This window comes from Flavobacterium tyrosinilyticum (assembly GCF_023656565.1).
Taxonomy (GTDB): Bacteria; Bacteroidota; Bacteroidia; order Flavobacteriales; family Flavobacteriaceae; genus Flavobacterium; species Flavobacterium tyrosinilyticum.
This window is the reverse complement of record NZ_JAMOKG010000002.1, coordinates 278,932-295,851: the sequence shown is the minus strand read 5'-3', so window position 1 is coordinate 295,851 and position 16,920 is coordinate 278,932. Positions and strand designations below refer to the sequence as shown.

The 16,920-nt window shown below is 34.4% G+C and carries 11 protein-coding genes; 3 read left to right on the top strand and 8 right to left on the bottom strand.

Going from position 1 to position 16,920, the window contains the following annotated elements; genetic code table 11:
* Window positions 1-44: 44 nt before the first annotated feature.
* From cysS to lgt, 3 genes are all read left to right on the top strand, one after another.
* A complete protein-coding gene (cysS, locus tag NCC77_RS08980; protein WP_250835265.1) occupies window positions 45-1,526 on the top strand; it encodes a cysteine--tRNA ligase in 1,482 nt (493 codons plus the stop codon).
* 107 nt (window positions 1,527-1,633) lie between these two features.
* Complete coding sequence (yidD, locus tag NCC77_RS08975; RefSeq protein WP_095929800.1) at window positions 1,634-1,882, top strand: membrane protein insertion efficiency factor YidD; 249 nt, start codon at window positions 1,634-1,636, stop codon at window positions 1,880-1,882.
* Between the two features lie 64 nt (window positions 1,883-1,946).
* Window positions 1,947-2,879 (top strand): prolipoprotein diacylglyceryl transferase, encoded by a 933-nt coding sequence (gene lgt / locus NCC77_RS08970; RefSeq protein WP_095929799.1) that lies wholly within the window; start codon window positions 1,947-1,949, stop codon window positions 2,877-2,879.
* 55 nt (window positions 2,880-2,934) lie between these two features.
* On the opposite strand, the gene NCC77_RS08965 is transcribed toward lgt, so the two are convergent.
* From NCC77_RS08965 to NCC77_RS08930, 8 genes are all read right to left on the bottom strand, one after another.
* Window positions 2,935-3,546 carry an acyloxyacyl hydrolase gene (locus NCC77_RS08965; protein WP_250835264.1) on the bottom strand — a complete coding sequence of 204 codons (612 nt, stop codon included), beginning with the start codon at window positions 3,544-3,546 and terminating at the stop codon, window positions 2,935-2,937.
* 87 nt (window positions 3,547-3,633) lie between these two features.
* A complete protein-coding gene (gene secDF, locus NCC77_RS08960) occupies window positions 3,634-6,624 on the bottom strand; it encodes a protein translocase subunit SecDF (protein ID WP_250835263.1) in 2,991 nt (996 codons plus the stop codon).
* Window positions 6,625-6,849: 225 nt separating this feature from the next.
* The gene (gene mdh, locus NCC77_RS08955) at window positions 6,850-7,785 is read right to left on the bottom strand and encodes a malate dehydrogenase (protein ID WP_250835262.1); all 936 of its coding nucleotides are present in this window, start codon (window positions 7,783-7,785) and stop codon (window positions 6,850-6,852) included.
* A 110-nt stretch (window positions 7,786-7,895) separates the two neighbouring features.
* Window positions 7,896-9,836 (bottom strand): DNA topoisomerase (ATP-hydrolyzing) subunit B, encoded by a 1,941-nt coding sequence (gene gyrB, locus NCC77_RS08950; RefSeq protein WP_095931436.1) that lies wholly within the window; start codon window positions 9,834-9,836, stop codon window positions 7,896-7,898.
* A 429-nt stretch (window positions 9,837-10,265) separates the two neighbouring features.
* Window positions 10,266-11,882 carry an asparagine synthase B gene (gene asnB, locus NCC77_RS08945; protein ID WP_250835261.1) on the bottom strand — a complete coding sequence of 539 codons (1,617 nt, stop codon included), beginning with the start codon at window positions 11,880-11,882 and terminating at the stop codon, window positions 10,266-10,268.
* A gap of 315 nt (window positions 11,883-12,197) precedes the next feature.
* Window positions 12,198-13,874 (bottom strand): asparagine synthase B, encoded by a 1,677-nt coding sequence (gene asnB, locus NCC77_RS08940; protein ID WP_095931434.1) that lies wholly within the window; start codon window positions 13,872-13,874, stop codon window positions 12,198-12,200.
* Window positions 13,875-14,518: 644 nt separating this feature from the next.
* The gene (locus NCC77_RS08935) at window positions 14,519-14,968 is read right to left on the bottom strand and encodes a hypothetical protein (RefSeq protein WP_250835260.1); all 450 of its coding nucleotides are present in this window, start codon (window positions 14,966-14,968) and stop codon (window positions 14,519-14,521) included.
* 179 nt (window positions 14,969-15,147) lie between these two features.
* A complete protein-coding gene (locus NCC77_RS08930) occupies window positions 15,148-16,899 on the bottom strand; it encodes a TonB-dependent receptor (RefSeq protein WP_250835259.1) in 1,752 nt (583 codons plus the stop codon).
* Window positions 16,900-16,920 lie beyond the last annotated feature (21 nt).

The window sequence follows — 16,920 nt, the reverse complement described above, 5'->3', positions numbered from 1 at the left end:
TACGATTAAACAAATAAACGATTAAACGGTTAAACATAAATTTTATGCCATTATATACAACGCAACCGCTCAAAATATACAATTCGCTTTCTGGCGAAAAAGAAGATTTCAAACCCATCCATGATGGAAATGTTGGAATGTATGTTTGTGGACCTACCGTATATAGTAATGTCCATTTAGGAAACGTAAGAACTTTTATGTCTTTTGACGTAATCTTCAGATATTTTCTGCATTTGGATTATAAAGTTCGATATGTTCGAAATATTACCGATGTTGGGCATATCGTAGATGATGTGGATGAAGGTGAAGATAAAATTGCTAAAAAAGCACGTTTGGAGCAATTGGAACCAATGGAAGTTGTACAGCGCTATACTGTAGATTTTCATAATATTCTAAAAGCGTTCAACTTTTTACCGCCAAGCATTGAACCTACAGCGACAGGCCATATTATTGAGCAAATCGAAATTATTAAAAAAATCATAGATAAAGGCATCGGTTATGTTGCCAATGGATCTGTATATTTTGATGTTGTAAAATACAACGAAACCAATAATTACGGCATCTTAAGCGGTAGAAATATCGACGATATGTTGGCAAATACGCGTGATCTTGACGGACAATCTGACAAGAGAAACCCACAAGATTTTGCATTATGGAAAAAAGCCGAGCCGGAACATATCATGAGATGGCCTTCTCCTTGGAGCGATGGTTTTCCTGGATGGCATTTGGAATGTACTGCAATGAGTACTAAATACCTTGGCAACCATTTTGACATTCACGGAGGTGGAATGGATTTAAAATTTCCACACCACGAATGTGAAATCGCTCAAAACGAAGCTTGCACTGGTCAGGCTCCAGTAAATTATTGGATGCACGCCAACATGCTTACCCTAAACGGAAAGAAAATGGCAAAATCGACTGGAAATAATATTCTTCCAGGCGAAATTCTTAGCGGAGACAACAACATCTTAAGCAAACCATTTTCTGCTTCAGTGACGCGTTTTTTCATGCTTCAAGCACACTACAGAAGTATTTTGGATTTTTCTGATGATGCAATTGTAGCTGCCGAAAAAGGATACAAAAGATTAATGGAAGCACTTGATGCTTTACCGAATATTACTGCAGGAAGTTCCAGTTCAATAGATTTCGGAGCATGGAAACAACTTTGCTACGATGCAATGAATGATGATTTCAATACGCCAATTTTAATTGCGCAATTGTTTGAAGCTGTTCGTTATATCAATCTATTAAAAGATGGTAAAGAAACTATTTCTAGTGAAGATTTAGTTGATTTCAAAACAGCGGTAAACGCTTTCGTATATGACGTTTTAGGACTTAATGATGACAAAGCAGCTGATGCTGATAGCGATAAATTGGAAGGTGTAGTAAATATGCTTATTGGCATGAGAAATCAAGCTAGAGCAGATAAAAACTTTGCGCTTTCTGACCAGATTCGCGATCAACTAATTGCTTTAGGAATTCAGCTTAAAGACGGAAAAGAAGGAACTACTTTTAGCATACAATAAAAAAAGTGGTCAGTGTTAAGTGTTTTAGCGTTCAGATTCAAACTTTGAACTGACAGCACACTAAAAACTGAATACTGACCACTATAAACTAACTTATACAAAAAAATATGTTTTCAAAAATTCTAATATATCCATTTGTATTGTTAGTCCGTTTTTATCAGACTGCCATTTCACCATTTACACCTGCATCCTGCAGATTTGAGCCAACTTGTTCGACTTATATGATTCAGGCACTACAAATTCACGGACTGTTTTATGGCGGATATTTAGGCATTAAACGTATCTTGAGTTGTCATCCTTGGGGAAGAACCGGTTACGATCCTGTACCAGAAAAGAAATGCAACCACAAACATTAACTTTTTAGAAAGCGGTACTTTACATTAAATATTTATTTTTACAGCTATATAAAAACATTTATACATGACACACGCCTTAAATTTAGTTTGGAATCCTTCTGAGGGAATCAACTTAGGATTTTTTATGATTCGCTATTACAGCTTAATGTTTGTAATTGCTTTTGGTTTAGGATGGTTCTTAATGAAAAAGATTTTCGAAAGAGAAAATGAATCAATTGAAAAACTAGATTCTTTGTTTGTTTGGACTGTTCTAGCAACCTTGATTGGAGCACGTTTAGGTCATGTTTTCTTTTATGATTGGGAATATTTCAGAAATCATTTACTTGAAATTTTCCTGCCATTTAAATTCGAGCCTGAGTTTCAATTCACAGGTTTCCAAGGATTAGCAAGTCACGGAGCTGCAATTGCAATTATTATTGCAATGTACTACTATAGCAAAAAAATACTAAAACGCTCTTTATTATGGATATTAGACCGTGTAGTAATTCCTGTTGCAAGCGGTGCTATTTTTGTGCGTTTAGGAAACTTCTTCAACTCTGAAATTATTGGTCATGAAACTAATTCTGCATTCGGAATTCGATTTCTTCATGATACATTCAGCAAAGCCGAAGCAGTGCAGAAAACGGGAATCGCAGACCCGAAAGAAGCCTATACCGCAATTGCAACCGATCCAAAATTTGCAACATTATTAGCAGAAGTTCCATCAAGACATCCAACCCAATTATATGAAGCTTTCTGTTACGTATTTGTATTCGCTATTTTATTCTTTTTATACTGGAGAACAAATGCAAGACTTAAATCTGGTCTTTTATTCGGACTATTTTTAGTGTTATTATTTGCTGTTCGTTTCGTTGTAGAATTTGTAAAAGAAAGCCAAGGAGGTTTTGAAAGCGAATTAGGTTTATTTTCGACAGGACAATGGTTAAGCATACCCTTTATCATTATTGGACTTTTCTTTATCATAAGAGCTCAGAGAAATCCTTTAGCTGAAGCATAAAATCAATTACTCTACATAAAGAAGCCCAATATCGTACGTATTGGGCTTCTTCTTTTTATAATTGATAAGATATACCAAATTCAATATTCTTTGTATTATAGCCTGCATTACTGCTTCCTAATCCAGCATTAGAAACATGTCTTATACTTGGACGAATATCAAACTGAAATTTATTACAACTTGCAGTGAAACCGACCGCTAAAACATCGGCAAAAGCAAAACCTTTAGAAATTCGCTCTGTTTCTGTATCTGTAATCATAGGACCAATACTGCCTAAAACATAAAAAGAACAAACTTCACCTATAGGTTTACGAATCAAAAAACCACAATTAAGCACATATTCGCGAACATCTTTTAAGCGGGTATATTCATCTCTTTTTTCCTGATAGTTTGGTGTTTCAGGCTTTACAAAATAGAAATTCAATAATTGATGCTCAGCAAAATTAACCTCCGGCTGAACTAAAATCTGATACTGAAAATGCTTTGTTTCCTTTATTTTGTAATATAGCTGAACTTTATAAAAGTGGTTTGTAAATGTATAGTTTCTATTACTAAATTCACTTCCAAAACCATAATTAAAACCTAAAGAAAAATTTGAATCATCTTTCTGGGCAGTGCTTTTTACAGCTATAAGAAACAATAAAACTAAAAGTAATTTTCTTGTCATAAATCTTTTTAAAATTCTATTTAAATATAGCATAAAAAAAAGATCCAGCTTTCGCTGGATCTTTTTTTTATATAATTAAAACAGTAATTATGCTTTATTATGTTTGTCTTCGATTGTGTGTTTCTCATCACTAGAAATCGTATCAACCAATACAGGAGTAGCGATAAATAATGAAGAGTAAGTACCAACGATAATACCGATTAACATTGCGAAGATAAATCCTCTGATAGATTCTCCACCGAAGATAAACATCGTTAATAATACGATAATCATCATTAATGAAGTATTCAATGTTCTTGATAATGTAGTATTAATAGAAGCGTTTACGATATCTTCGAAACTTCCTTTACGGTTTCCGATGATAAACTCTCTCACCCTGTCAAATACAATTACCGTATCGTTCATAGAGTAACCAATTACAGTCAAGATCGCAGCGATAAAGTGCTGATCCATTTCCATGTGGAATGGCATGAATTTGTAGCATAAAGAGTAAATTCCTAATACAAAGATTACGTCGTGCGCAACAGCTGCAATCGCACCTAATGAATACTGCCATTTACGGAAAGACACCATTAAGTATAAGAAAATAACTGCCATCGCACCAAGAACTGCCCAGTATGAGTTAGTTTTAATATCCTCAGAGATAGAAGCCCCAACTTTAGAAGCTTGCAAAACACCAACTTTTTTACCGTCGAAAGAGTTAATGAATTTCTCGTAAGAAGTATTCGGGAAATATTTTTGTAAAGAAGCATATAATTTTTGATTCACTTCTTCATCAATAGCTACACCATCTTCTTTAATTTTATATTTAGTAGTGATTTTCAATTGATCATCATCTCCTAAAATTTTAGCCTCAACCGGAGTACCGAAAGCTGCAGATAATTCATCTGAAACAGCAGTTGCATCAACTGGTTTTTCAAATTTAACTTGGAAAGTTCTACCTCCAACAAAATCAACACCTTCATCTAAACCATTAATAAAGAAAATAGAAGTTAAACTTACTACTGTTACAATAGAAGAGAAGATATAAGTGAATTTTTTCACTTTGATAAAATCAAAGTGGAAATTAGTAAACCAGTTTTTAGTAATATTTGTAGAGAAAGTTAAATCCCCTTTTCCTGCAATGTTTCTATCAATAAAGATTCTAGCAATAAAGATTGATGTAAACAATGAAGTTACGATACCAATTAACAATGTTAACGCGAAACCTTTAATAGGACCTGTTCCAAAAATAAACAAGATCGCTCCAGTTAAAACGTGAGTAACGTTAGCATCGATAATAGAACGCATTGCACCATGCCATCCGTAAGAAGCCGCAACTGCTTCAGAAAGTGATTTACCTTCACGCAATTCCTCTTTCGCTCTTTCGTAGATAATAATGTTCGCATCTACCGCTGTACCTAATGTAAGTACGATACCTGCAATACCCGGCAATGTTAATACAAAACCAAAACTTGCCATAATTCCGAATAAGAATAGTAAGTTCAATAATAAAGCAAGATTTGCATACCAACCTGCTTTACCGTAATAGAATACCATCCAAACACAAACTAATAAGAAACCTAATACAGAAGAGATTGTACCTGCATCAATAGCCGCTTGCCCTAAAGATGGACCAACAACAGTTGACTGGATAATATCTGCAGAAGCTGGTAATTTACCTGCATTTAATACGTTTGCTAAATCTTTAGTTTCAGCTACATCAAATGAACCTGTAATCTCAGATCTTCCTCCAGCAATAGGACCGCTTGTTACACCTGGAGCAGAATATACGATATCATCTAATACAATAGCAATGTAGCTTTTTTGAGCAAAAGCTCTTCCTGTTAACTCTTCCCAAACTTTAGCACCTTGGCTGTTCATCTGCATAGAAACTGCAGGTTTACCCATTTGGTCAAAAGTATCTTTTGCATCAGTTACAACACCGCCACTCATAGCTGGGTTATTGTCTCTGTTTCCTTTTAATGCATATAATTCTACAACTTCAATATCAGCTGCGCTTTTTACATCTTTAGCTTTAGGGTCTTTTATAGTTGTTGGCTTGCTCCATACAAATTTTGCATAGTGTTGGTCAGCACCCAATAAAACTCTAATTTCTGGTCTTTTAAAATATTCGTTGATAGTAGCAGTATCTTTAGGAGCAAAGTATCCTAAAACTGGTCCGCCACCATTACCAATTATTTTATCAAATAAAGGATTGTTTCCTTTTTTAACATCTGAAGAATCTTTAGCATCTGTTAATAATGCATTCAAAGAATCTTTAACAACTGTTTTAGTTTCAGTCTTTTTAACTTCAGTTTTCTTTAAAGCCTCATTAGCAGAAACTAAGAAATTACCAATTTCTTCAATTTTAAAAGTTTCCCAGAACTCTAATTGCGCTTTTCCTCCTAATAATTTTTTAATTCTATCAACATCCTTAGCACCTGGAAGCTCTACTAAGATTCTTCCTGTTTCTCCTAATTTTTGGATGTTTGGCTGTGTAACACCAAATTTGTCGATACGCTCTCTTAATACTTTAAAAGCACTTTCTACAGACTCATCAACTTTTCTTTTGATAACTTTTTGAACTTGTGCATCAGACATTTGAAAGTCTACTCCACCTTCTCCTTGAAGGCTTCTGTTAGCGAAAATATCTGGAGATGCCAATTTTACAGAACCTTTTGAATTTGCTTCAAAAGCTTCAAAAAACTTATTTAAATACGTTTTGTTTCCTTCTAAATTTGCAGATGCATCAGCTAATGATTTATTAAAAACTGGATTTTTAGAATTATTAGCCAAACCTTTTAATACATCTTTAATAGAAATTTGAAGAATCACGTTGATTCCTCCTTCTAAGTCAAGACCTTTATTAAGTTGTTTGTTTTTCACTTCGTTGTAAGTGAAATCAGTAAAACCAAGGTTTAATACTTTTTCTTTACCAATAGAATCTAAATATTTCAGCTCTTTATCAGGATTATCTCCTGCAAAAGCTTTAGCTTCACTTTTGACGCCATTTGCCACAAAAGTGAATGATAGTTGGTAAATACTTACCAATGCAAATAGAATTGCGAAAAATTTAATAAGTCCTTTATTCTGCATTATTACTAAAAATTAATTATGTTTTATTTTTGTTTTTGTTTTAAACTCCCATAAAATAAGCCCTGACATGATTTTTTAAAACAAAAAAACGAGATCACGAATTACCAATTTTTTTTTAAACCGAGCAAATATATAATTAACGAAAATATTAACCAATTTATTTATTAATTAATCTCAAAAAAAAAGCTGCAAAAGTGCAGCTTTTTTTCTTTTTTGCCGTTTTTATTATACTAAAATCGTTTTTAGGGCATCATTCATACTACGAACTGCATCTGCACTTTTAGCAAATAAAGCCTTTTCCTGATCGTTTAAGTTTATATCTAGAATTTCTTCGACACCGTTTTTACCAATTATACACGGCACTCCTATGCAGATATCATTTTGACCATATTCTCCTTCAACAAAAACAGAACATGCAATCATTTTTTTCTGATCGTTCAAAATACTGTCTACCAAATAAGCTACAGAAGCTCCTGGTGCATACCAAGCTGAAGTTCCTAGAAGACCTGTAAGAGTCGCTCCTCCTACCATTGTATCTGCAGCAACTTTTTGCAACACTTCTTCTGAAAGAAACTCCGATACCGGAATTCCGTTATAAGATGCTAAACGTGTTAACGGAATCATAGTTGTATCTCCATGACCTCCAATTACCATTGCCGAAATATCATTTGCTGGCTTATCTAGAGCTAAGGAAAGATATGTTCTAAAACGAGAACTATCTAAAGCACCTCCCATACCTATAATTCTATTTTTTGGAAGACCTGTAGCTTTTAAAGCCAAATACGTCATCGTGTCCATTGGGTTGGAAACTACAACAATTATAGTGTTTGGAGAATATTTCAGTACATTTTCGGCAACTGTTTTTACAATGCCTGCATTTATACCTATCAATTCTTCTCTTGTCATTCCTGGTTTTCTCGGAATTCCTGATGTAATTACTACTACATCGCTTCCTGCAGTTTTAGAATAATCGTTGGTAACGCCAGATACTTTAGTATTAAAACCAGTATTTGTCGCACATTGTGTAATATCCAATGCTTTACCTTCGGCAAAACCTTCTTTAATATCCAACAACACTACTTCGCTAGCAATTCCTCTATAAGAAATAACATCTGCACATGTAGCTCCAACATTTCCTGCTCCTACAATGGTAACTTTCATATTTTTTACTTTATCGGTTATTAATTTTGTCTATTCTTCAAAAAGACAATTCGTTTAATTGTCTAGTAAATTTAAACAATTAAACGAATTGGAATTATTAAATTTTCATTTTATGCATCAATATTTGCATAAACTGCATTTTTCTCGATAAATTCTCTACGAGGCGGTACCTCATCCCCCATTAACATAGAGAAAACTTGATCAGCTTCTGCAAGACTATCAATATTTACTTGGCGTAGAGTTCTGAAATTCGGATCCATTGTAGTTTCCCATAATTGCTCCGCGTTCATCTCTCCAAGACCTTTATAACGCTGAATATTGGCACTCCCCCCCATTCTTTCGTTAGCCTGATCACGCTGAACATCATTCCATGCGTATTCTTTCTTATTTCCTTTCTTAACTAAATATAAAGGCGGTGCAGCAATGTAAACGTGACCTTCTTCAATAAGCTCTTTCATGAAACGGAAGAAGAACGTTAATATTAAGGTAGAAATGTGGCTACCATCGACATCGGCATCACACATGATGATTACTTTGTGATATCTTAGTTTTTCAAGATTTAATGCTTTACTGTCTTCTGCAGTTCCTACTGTAACTCCTAATGCAGTAAAAATATTTCTAATCTCTTCGTTTTCGAATACTTTATGATGCATCGCTTTTTCAACGTTCAAGATTTTACCACGTAATGGCAGAATCGCTTGAAAGTTACGATCACGTCCTTGTTTTGCCGTTCCACCAGCCGAATCTCCCTCGACAAGGTAAACCTCACATCTTGCTGGATCTTGCTCCGAACAGTCAGATAATTTCCCTGGCAATCCGCCACCGCCCATAACGGTTTTACGCTGTACCATTTCACGCGCTTTTTTCGCTGCGTGACGCGCTTGAGCTGCTAAGATTACTTTTTGGATAATCAATTTTGCATCATTTGGATTTTCTTCCAAATAATTCTCCAACATTTCTCCAACCGCTTGAGAAACTGGAGAAACTACTTCTCTATTTCCAAGCTTAGTTTTCGTTTGTCCTTCAAACTGAGGTTCAGATACTTTTACCGAAATAATTGCCGTTAATCCTTCACGGAAGTCATCTCCAGCAATTTCGAATTTTAATTTATCCAATAAACCAGAAGCATCTGCATATTTTTTAAGCGTTCTTGTCAAACCACTTCTAAAACCTTGTAAATGCGTTCCCCCCTCGTGCGTATTGATATTATTTACATAAGAGAAAATATTCTCTGTATAACTTGTATTGTAAATTAAGGCAACCTCAACAGGAATTTCACCTTTATCATTATCCATACTGATAACATGAGAAACAATTGGCTCACGGTTACCATCTAAATAACGAATATATTCTTTAAGCCCTTCATCAGAATGGAATACTTCACTTTTAAATTCTCCTTTTTCATCAACTTCTCTCTTATCTGTAAAAGTAATTGTGATTCCTTTATTTAAGAAAGAAAGCTCACGCATACGAGCTGAAAGCGTATCGTATGAAAACTCAGTAGTTTGAGTAAAGATGGTATCGTCTGGGTAAAAAGTCTGGCGTGTACCTCTTTTATCTGTTTCTCCGATTTGTTTTACTGGATACAAAGATTTTCCTCTTTCGTATTCTTGCTCGTAAATCTTACCTTCTCTAAATACAGTAGATTTCATGTGAACAGAAAGGGCATTTACAACCGAAACCCCAACCCCGTGTAAACCTCCAGAAACTTTATATGAATCTTTGTCGAATTTACCTCCGGCTCCAATTTTTGTCATTACAACCTCAAGAGCAGAAACTCCTTCTTTTTTATGTAAATCTACTGGAATACCACGTCCGTTATCTTCAACCGTAACAGAACCATCTTCGTTTATTGAGACACCAATAGTATCACAATGCCCTCCCATGGCCTCATCAATAGAGTTATCAACAACCTCATAAACTAAATGATGCAGTCCTCGAACTCCTACATCTCCAATATACATTGATGGACGCATTCTTACGTGCTCCATTCCTTCTAATGCCTGAATACTATCTGCTGAATAATTGTTCTTCTTGATTTCTTCGCTCATATAATTTATTCTAAAATGTATTTATTGTCTAACACGCAAATATATGAAATCGCAAGCTATATACCCATTAAAATACGACTTAAAGCACTTAAGTTATTAACACAATTGTCTGAAAAACCAAAAAATAAATCCAAAAATGAGTTTAAATTCCAAATTTTTGAAAATCCCACAATTTTAAATATCAAATTCCAATTTTGAAAATCCAAATTCCAAATCTCGAACTCCAAATCTCAACCTGAAATACCGAATCAAATTTTTAAAATCAGTCTAATATGTTAAAATTAAAAAAACCGAAATGACATTAAAATTCATTTCGGTTTCCTTATATTCAGTTCCAACTTGGAATTTGGAATTTATTTTTTTTTTGAATTCTCCCTCTTGGTTTTGGAATTTGGAATTTGGAATTTAAGAAAATTGGAATTTCACTTCTTAAGCAATAACACTAGTCTTCACTGGTTCAAAATTACCGTTTAAATGGGCCGCATTTGCTCTTCCACTTGGATCAAGGTTTTCTTGCCATTTTGGAATCCATTTACGAACAGTTTGCGCTGCGCTGACCTGTGGATAGAATTTATGAAAAATAGATCTGTATAAATATGCTTCTTTAGTCGTTGGCGAGTTATATGGAAATTCCGCACTTGCTCCAAATAATTGCTCATCTGTAACCTGTGACGCACAATACTCTATTAATTCATCAACCCAATTATAGCCTACCCCGTCAGAAAACTGTTCTTTTTGTCTCCACAAAACTTCCGAAGGCAAATAAGGATCTTCTGGAGTATCAAACGCTTTTCTTAAAATATACTTTTCAACGCCATCATATGATTTAGGCTGTTTTTCTTCTGTTTTAATTCGAATAGCAACATCTAAAAATTCTGTATCCAAAAACGGAATTCGAACTTCTAAACCATTTGCCATTGTCGTTTTATCTGCGCGAAGTAAATCGGCCGTAAACAGCTTCTGAACTCTTTCTATTGTTTCATCTTGAAATTCTTCTTCTGACGGTGCATTTCTAAAGTACAAATGTCCTCCAAAAACCTCATCTGCCCCTTCTCCTGATAAGATTACTTTTATGCCCTGATCGGCAATTGCTTTAGAAAGCAGATACATTGGAACACCCGAACGTACAGAAATAATATCATACGTTTCAATATGATAGATTACTTTTTCTAAAACTTTAACTCCTTCTTCTACAGAAAAATGTATTTCGTGATGTTCTGTTCCTAAAAATTCCGCAGCCTTTCTAGCCGAAATATTATCTGGCGCATCAGCATCTAACCCAATAGAAAACGAATGCAATTTCTGTCCTTTTTCTTTTAATAATCTTGAAGTAATAGCCGAAATCAAAGAAGTATCCAAACCTCCTGACAGCACAACCCCTAGAGGAACTTCTGCCAATAAGCGCTTACGTGTTGCTTGAATAAGACTTTCACGAATTAGCCCTAAATCTAATGCCTGATTTGCATTTTTATGATCTTCGTATTCTGGATGATAGTATTTTACGAAACCTGTTTTTGCAGTGTAATAATGCCCTGGAGGAAAAGTAGAAAACGATTTGCACTGATCTGCAATAGCTTTCATTTCTGATGAAAAATAGATTCGTCCTCTTTCATCTAAACCATAATATAGCGGTTTTACCCCTATTGGATCACGACCTGCAATATATTTATCACCGTCAATAACCACAAAAGCAAAATCTCCGTCTAGTTTATTACAGAAATCATATCCAAATTCCTCATAAAGATGTACAATCACTTCTGAATCTGATTCTGTTCTAAAAGTATGATGCTGCAAAACTGTATTTTTCAGTTCCTGATAATTATAAATTTCGCCATCATGTACCATCCAAGCTTTATCAGTTCCTTGAATTGGCTGTCTACCCGAATTAAGATCGATAATCGATAAACTCTCATGACAAAGTATACTACCATTTTCCATAATGCGAACATCACTTTCATCAGGACCACGATGTAACATTCTTTCAGAAAGTTCTTTTACAAGTTTCGGGTCTTTTCCTTTACCAATTACGGCCAACAATCCAGACATAATATTCTATTTTTTTATTTTATTTTTCATTATTGCTCAACCGTGAAGCGAACATTAAAAAATCATTAAAATTTTCGACTGAAAGCAAAACTAAATATTAATTTTCGCTTTCCATTATTAAATTCGTTAAAATATCAAGTGTTTAACAATAATACTGCAGACACCAAATATATTAAAAGAAAATCAATTAATAGCTCGCCTCCTTGGAGTCAACGAGAAATTCACGGCAGTAAATTACTTTAGACAAGAAAAACGCTCTCGACAGAGAACGTTTTTCCTAAAAAATATATACTAATTCTAAAAATTAAACTCGTATTATGCTTTAACGTAGGCATCATCGTGAACGCTTGAAACCGCTCTTCCAGATGGATCGTTCATGTTTTTGAAAGCTTCATCCCATTCCAAAGCAATTTTTGTACTACAAGCCACACTTGCCTCCTGAGGCACACATAATGCCGCCGCATCACTTGGGAAATGTTCTGTAAAAATAGAACGATAGTAATATTCTTCTTTTGAAGTTGGAGTTTGTAACGGAAATTTAAACCTAGCATTTGCTAATTGCTCATCCGAAACTTCTCTTGCCACTACTTCTTTCAAAGTATCAATCCAGCTGTATCCTACTCCATCAGAAAATTGCTCTTTTTGTCTCCATGCCACACTTTCTGGAAGCATGTCTTCAAAAGCTTTACGAACAACCCATTTTTCCATCGGATGTTCTTTGTTGATCATTTTATCTTGTGGGTTGATGCGCATTGCAACATCCATAAATTCTTTATCTAAGAATGGTACACGACCTTCGATTCCCCAAGCTGCTAAACTTTTGTTTGCACGCAAACAATCGTACATATGAAGTTTTCCTAATTTACGAACGTTTTCTTCGTGAAATTCTCTTGCGTTTGGCGCTTTGTGGAAATATAAATATCCTCCAAACAACTCATCTGCTCCTTCTCCTGAAAGAACCATTTTGATTCCCATAGATTTGATCACTCTTGCCATTAACCACATTGGAGTTGAAGCTCTAACGGTAGTTACATCATATGTTTCTAAGTTGTAAATTACATCACGAACTGCATCTAAACCTTCTTGAATAGTGAATTTAATTTCGTGGTGAATAGTCCCAATATGATCTGCCACCTTTCTAGCTGCTGCTAAATCTGGCGAACCTTCTAAACCAACCGAGAAAGAGTGCAATTGTGGGTACCAAGCATCTGTAGTATCATCTGACTCAATTCTTTTTTGAGCGAATTTTTTAGCTACAGCTGAAGTAATAGAAGAATCTAAACCTCCAGAAAGTAAAACTCCGTAAGGAACATCACTCATTAATTGTCTGTGAACCGCAGCTTCCAATGCTTTTCTGATTTCTGGAATACTTGTCTCGTTATCTTTTACCGCATCATACTCTGTCCAGTCTCTTTTGTACCATTGTACAAATTCTCCGTCTTTGCTTGACAAATAGTGTCCCGGAGGAAATAATTCGATTTTTGTACAATATCCTTCAAGAGCTTTTAACTCAGAAGCAACATAAAAAGTTCCGTGCTGATCCCAACCAATATACAATGGAATAATTCCCATGTGATCACGAGCTACGAAATACTCGTCTTTATCAACATCATAAATTGCAAAACCGAAGATTCCGTTTAGTTCATCTACAAAGCTTACTCCTTTTTCTTTATATAAAGCTAAAATAACCTCACAGTCACTTTCAGTTTGAAAGTTATATTTTCCTTCAAATTGTTTACGTAAATCTCTGTGATTGTAAATCTCACCATTTGCAGCCAAAACCAATTTTTTATCTTCTGTAAATAAAGGTTGTTTTCCTGAAGCTGGATCTACAATAGCCAAACGCTCGTGAGAAAGAATCGCTTTATCATTGCTGTAAATTCCGCTCCAGTCTGGTCCGCGGTGACGAATGATTTTTGACATTTCTAATACTTGAGGTCTTAACGCTTCGGCTTTTTGTTTAAGATCAAAGGCACATACAATTCCACACATAATTTTATATTTTAATTCCTTAAATTTTAATTTGATAGGGCAAAGATGGAATATTAGTTACAATTGAAAAACACAAGTATTGATTTCAGTTACAATTTATAATCATAATTTTATTTTTACATATAAAATGTAAAATTTATAAGTAAAAACAAGCTCAAAACTTGAAAATTTTAATTTTGGCTAGAAAACTGGTTGAAAATTGAAAGTTTAAACCCGTTTTTTGAATTAATTTTTGAGTTATTCCATTACTGATGAAAGATTCGTAAAGAAGAAACTAAAAGTTGTTCTGGAATTATAATTTGTACAATCATTAGCCAACTGTTTATTATTTCATTCCCGAAGCTTCGGGAATGAAATCTTCGCAGTAACTCTACAATAACATTAAAACATAGCCCATGGTTTTAACCACGGGACGCAATACATACAATACGTTTCCCGTGGTTAAAACCACGGGCTATTTTTAATAAAAGGAAAAGATTCACAATATATACAATATAGTTGCTAGAGATTTGCTTCGCCAATTCGCTATCGCTCAGGTTTTTTTCCTCGAAATGACAAACTGTGTGGAATTACTTTATGTCTAATCTTTAGAGAACTTTGTCAAAGTTTCAAACTTTGACAAAGTAGTCCAAGTCTACTTTAGATTACTCAACGCTTTGAATAGTATAATGCGTCTTATTTATTTCAAACTGAAACCCAACCTTATTTCCCATTAAATGATTTCCTAGGGGAGATTGCGGAGAAAGTGCAATCACATTAATTCCGTCAATTGTTATTTTAGGAAGTGCAACACTCACATACAAATAGATTCCGTTTGCTTTAACTAAACTTCCTAAAACTATATTTTCAGTAGTTTTAAGTGGATCTATTTTGTCCAAAATTGCTTTTTGTTCTATCGCTTCTTTTAGTTTAGTAGTCAGTTTTTCCTGTTCGATATGCATCATTGACAAGGCCGTTTCGTGTTTATCTCCGGCAGAACCTTTGGCATCGTTTTTTGAATCTTCTGTCAGATTTGAAATCATGTCTCTAAAAACATCTATTCGGTCCTGAACCATCTGGGTGGAATGGGAATATATTTTTTCTTTGAAAGTCATTTTTTTTTGAGGTACTGAGGTTCTAAGTTACAAAGATGCAAAGGTTTTTCTTTTATTAAAAAAAAACAGCCACGAATTCACGAATCTACTCCAAAAAATTCATGAGTTCATGGCTGAAAAAAAAAGGCACATTCATGTAAAATGTTTTTGTGCCTAGGTATCTTTATGGCAAAGATCTCTTAAAAATCAAATTTATAATTTGCACCTCCTAAAACTTGGAATCCTTGTACAGGATAATTCATCCATTTTTGGTACGCTTGATTTCCAATATTGTTCGCTTTTAAGAAAAACGTTAAACGCTCGCTGAATTTATACCCAACGTGAGCATTGGCGTCAAAATAACTTTTTAAAGTAATTGGTGTAGTATCAATTCCTAAAGAAGTATTTGCCTGCATATCTTTTCTTTCACCCACATAAAACACATTCAATCCTGCATACCACTGCTTAGTAATAGTAACGTCTAAAGTTGAACTTAATTTCATTGTTGGCAAATTCCATGCTTCAACAACGTTATCTGTATTGTAACTATTAAAAGTTCCGTTGATCCCGAAAGTTACATTTTGAGAGAAATCAGCTTTTAATTCTGCATAAAAACGTAACGTTCTAATGTCTTCATAAACCACTCCAAAAGAGTTTCCAAAAGCATAATCTTCATTCGTAATCACTTCTGTATAATCATTAGCTTTAAATAATGCTTTGTCTTTTTCATTTAAGTACGAACCTGTCAAATTATAGTTTACATTGTTTGCCAATTTCCCTTTTAGACCAGCAAAAACATTATATTGTGTACTTGACGGACGCATATTTAAAGTCGGTGATAGAAACGGATTTTCGGTGACAAAATCGGCGTAAGAATTCTGCTTTAAACCTCCATCTACCCCTGTATAAAAAATCATTAAATCTCCAACCAGTTTGTATGAAGCATTTACCTTCGGATACAAATAGAATTTATTCCCACTATTTTCTGTATCTCCACTGTAGAAAACTCCTGCTCCTAATTCTAAAGCCCAATCGTTTTCATGAATCACAAAACTTGGCTCGATTCCTACATTCGTAAAACCATATTTTACAGCTTCTGTATTGTTTTGCAAATAATTATTCTTAAAAGAACCGCTTACGTGATCTACAATTACATTGGTTTTAATTTCCTGATCCATTACATCAACTGTAAAAGTTGGCTTTACAAAAAATCTGTTTTCTGATGAAGAATAACTGTCTGAAAAATGGGTGAATTTTGCTGCAAGATTGCTAAAAATGCTTTCTGTAAATTCGGCATTTCCGCCCAACCAAATCGTATTATAAGAATGATCCGGATTGATGCTGTTTACTAAATCATAGCGCTGATCTGGAATTGTAGAACCAAAGTCAGCTGGAAGTCCGTACCAATTGTAAATCTGATTTTGATATCCTAAATCTACATTCCAGTTGTTATCTCTATTATTCTGACCGTAACCTACATTAATTGCCGTATCGTAAAATTCATCATTCAATTCCACATCTTTAATACCTCCCTGAGAAGAATGATGGCGAAACATTCCTGCTACATAATCGTTATTTCCTAAATCCTGATTTACAAATAATTCTGCATTTAAAGTGCTGTAATTTCCAACACCCAAAGTTGCGTAGTTATTAAACAATCTTTCTTTTTTAGCTTTCTCAACCCCTTCTGCTTTTCCTTTTGAAGGAGTAAAAGTCGATGCTACAGGAACAGACAAAATACTGTATTTAATAACTTCTTTCGGCTGATTGCCACTGTCGTCAAGCGAAGGCGTTTCTTTTACTTTAAAAGCATCTGAAATAGTTGGCGAATAAGGCTTTACAACGTTTACAGTTTCCGTTCCTATACTTTCATTTTTCTTCTGCGCAAACGAAAATTGACCTACAAACAATACGAGTAAAACGATAATTTTATACTGGCAATTTAATTTCATATTTCTTCTTTTTAAGAGTAT

Coding starts and splice junctions, on each gene's coding strand:
- cysS (WP_250835265.1), top strand. CDS start 45: ATGCCATTATATACAACGCAACCGCTCAAAATATACAATTCGCTTTCT.
- yidD (WP_095929800.1), top strand. CDS start 1,634: ATGTTTTCAAAAATTCTAATATATCCATTTGTATTGTTAGTCCGTTTT.
- lgt (WP_095929799.1), top strand. CDS start 1,947: ATGACACACGCCTTAAATTTAGTTTGGAATCCTTCTGAGGGAATCAAC.
- NCC77_RS08965 (WP_250835264.1), bottom strand. CDS start 3,546: ATGACAAGAAAATTACTTTTAGTTTTATTGTTTCTTATAGCTGTAAAA.
- secDF (WP_250835263.1), bottom strand. CDS start 6,624: ATGCAGAATAAAGGACTTATTAAATTTTTCGCAATTCTATTTGCATTG.
- mdh (WP_250835262.1), bottom strand. CDS start 7,785: ATGAAAGTTACCATTGTAGGAGCAGGAAATGTTGGAGCTACATGTGCA.
- gyrB (WP_095931436.1), bottom strand. CDS start 9,836: ATGAGCGAAGAAATCAAGAAGAACAATTATTCAGCAGATAGTATTCAG.
- asnB (WP_250835261.1), bottom strand. CDS start 11,882: ATGTCTGGATTGTTGGCCGTAATTGGTAAAGGAAAAGACCCGAAACTT.
- asnB (WP_095931434.1), bottom strand. CDS start 13,874: ATGTGTGGAATTGTATGTGCCTTTGATCTTAAACAAAAAGCCGAAGCG.
- NCC77_RS08935 (WP_250835260.1), bottom strand. CDS start 14,968: ATGACTTTCAAAGAAAAAATATATTCCCATTCCACCCAGATGGTTCAG.
- NCC77_RS08930 (WP_250835259.1), bottom strand. CDS start 16,899: ATGAAATTAAATTGCCAGTATAAAATTATCGTTTTACTCGTATTGTTT.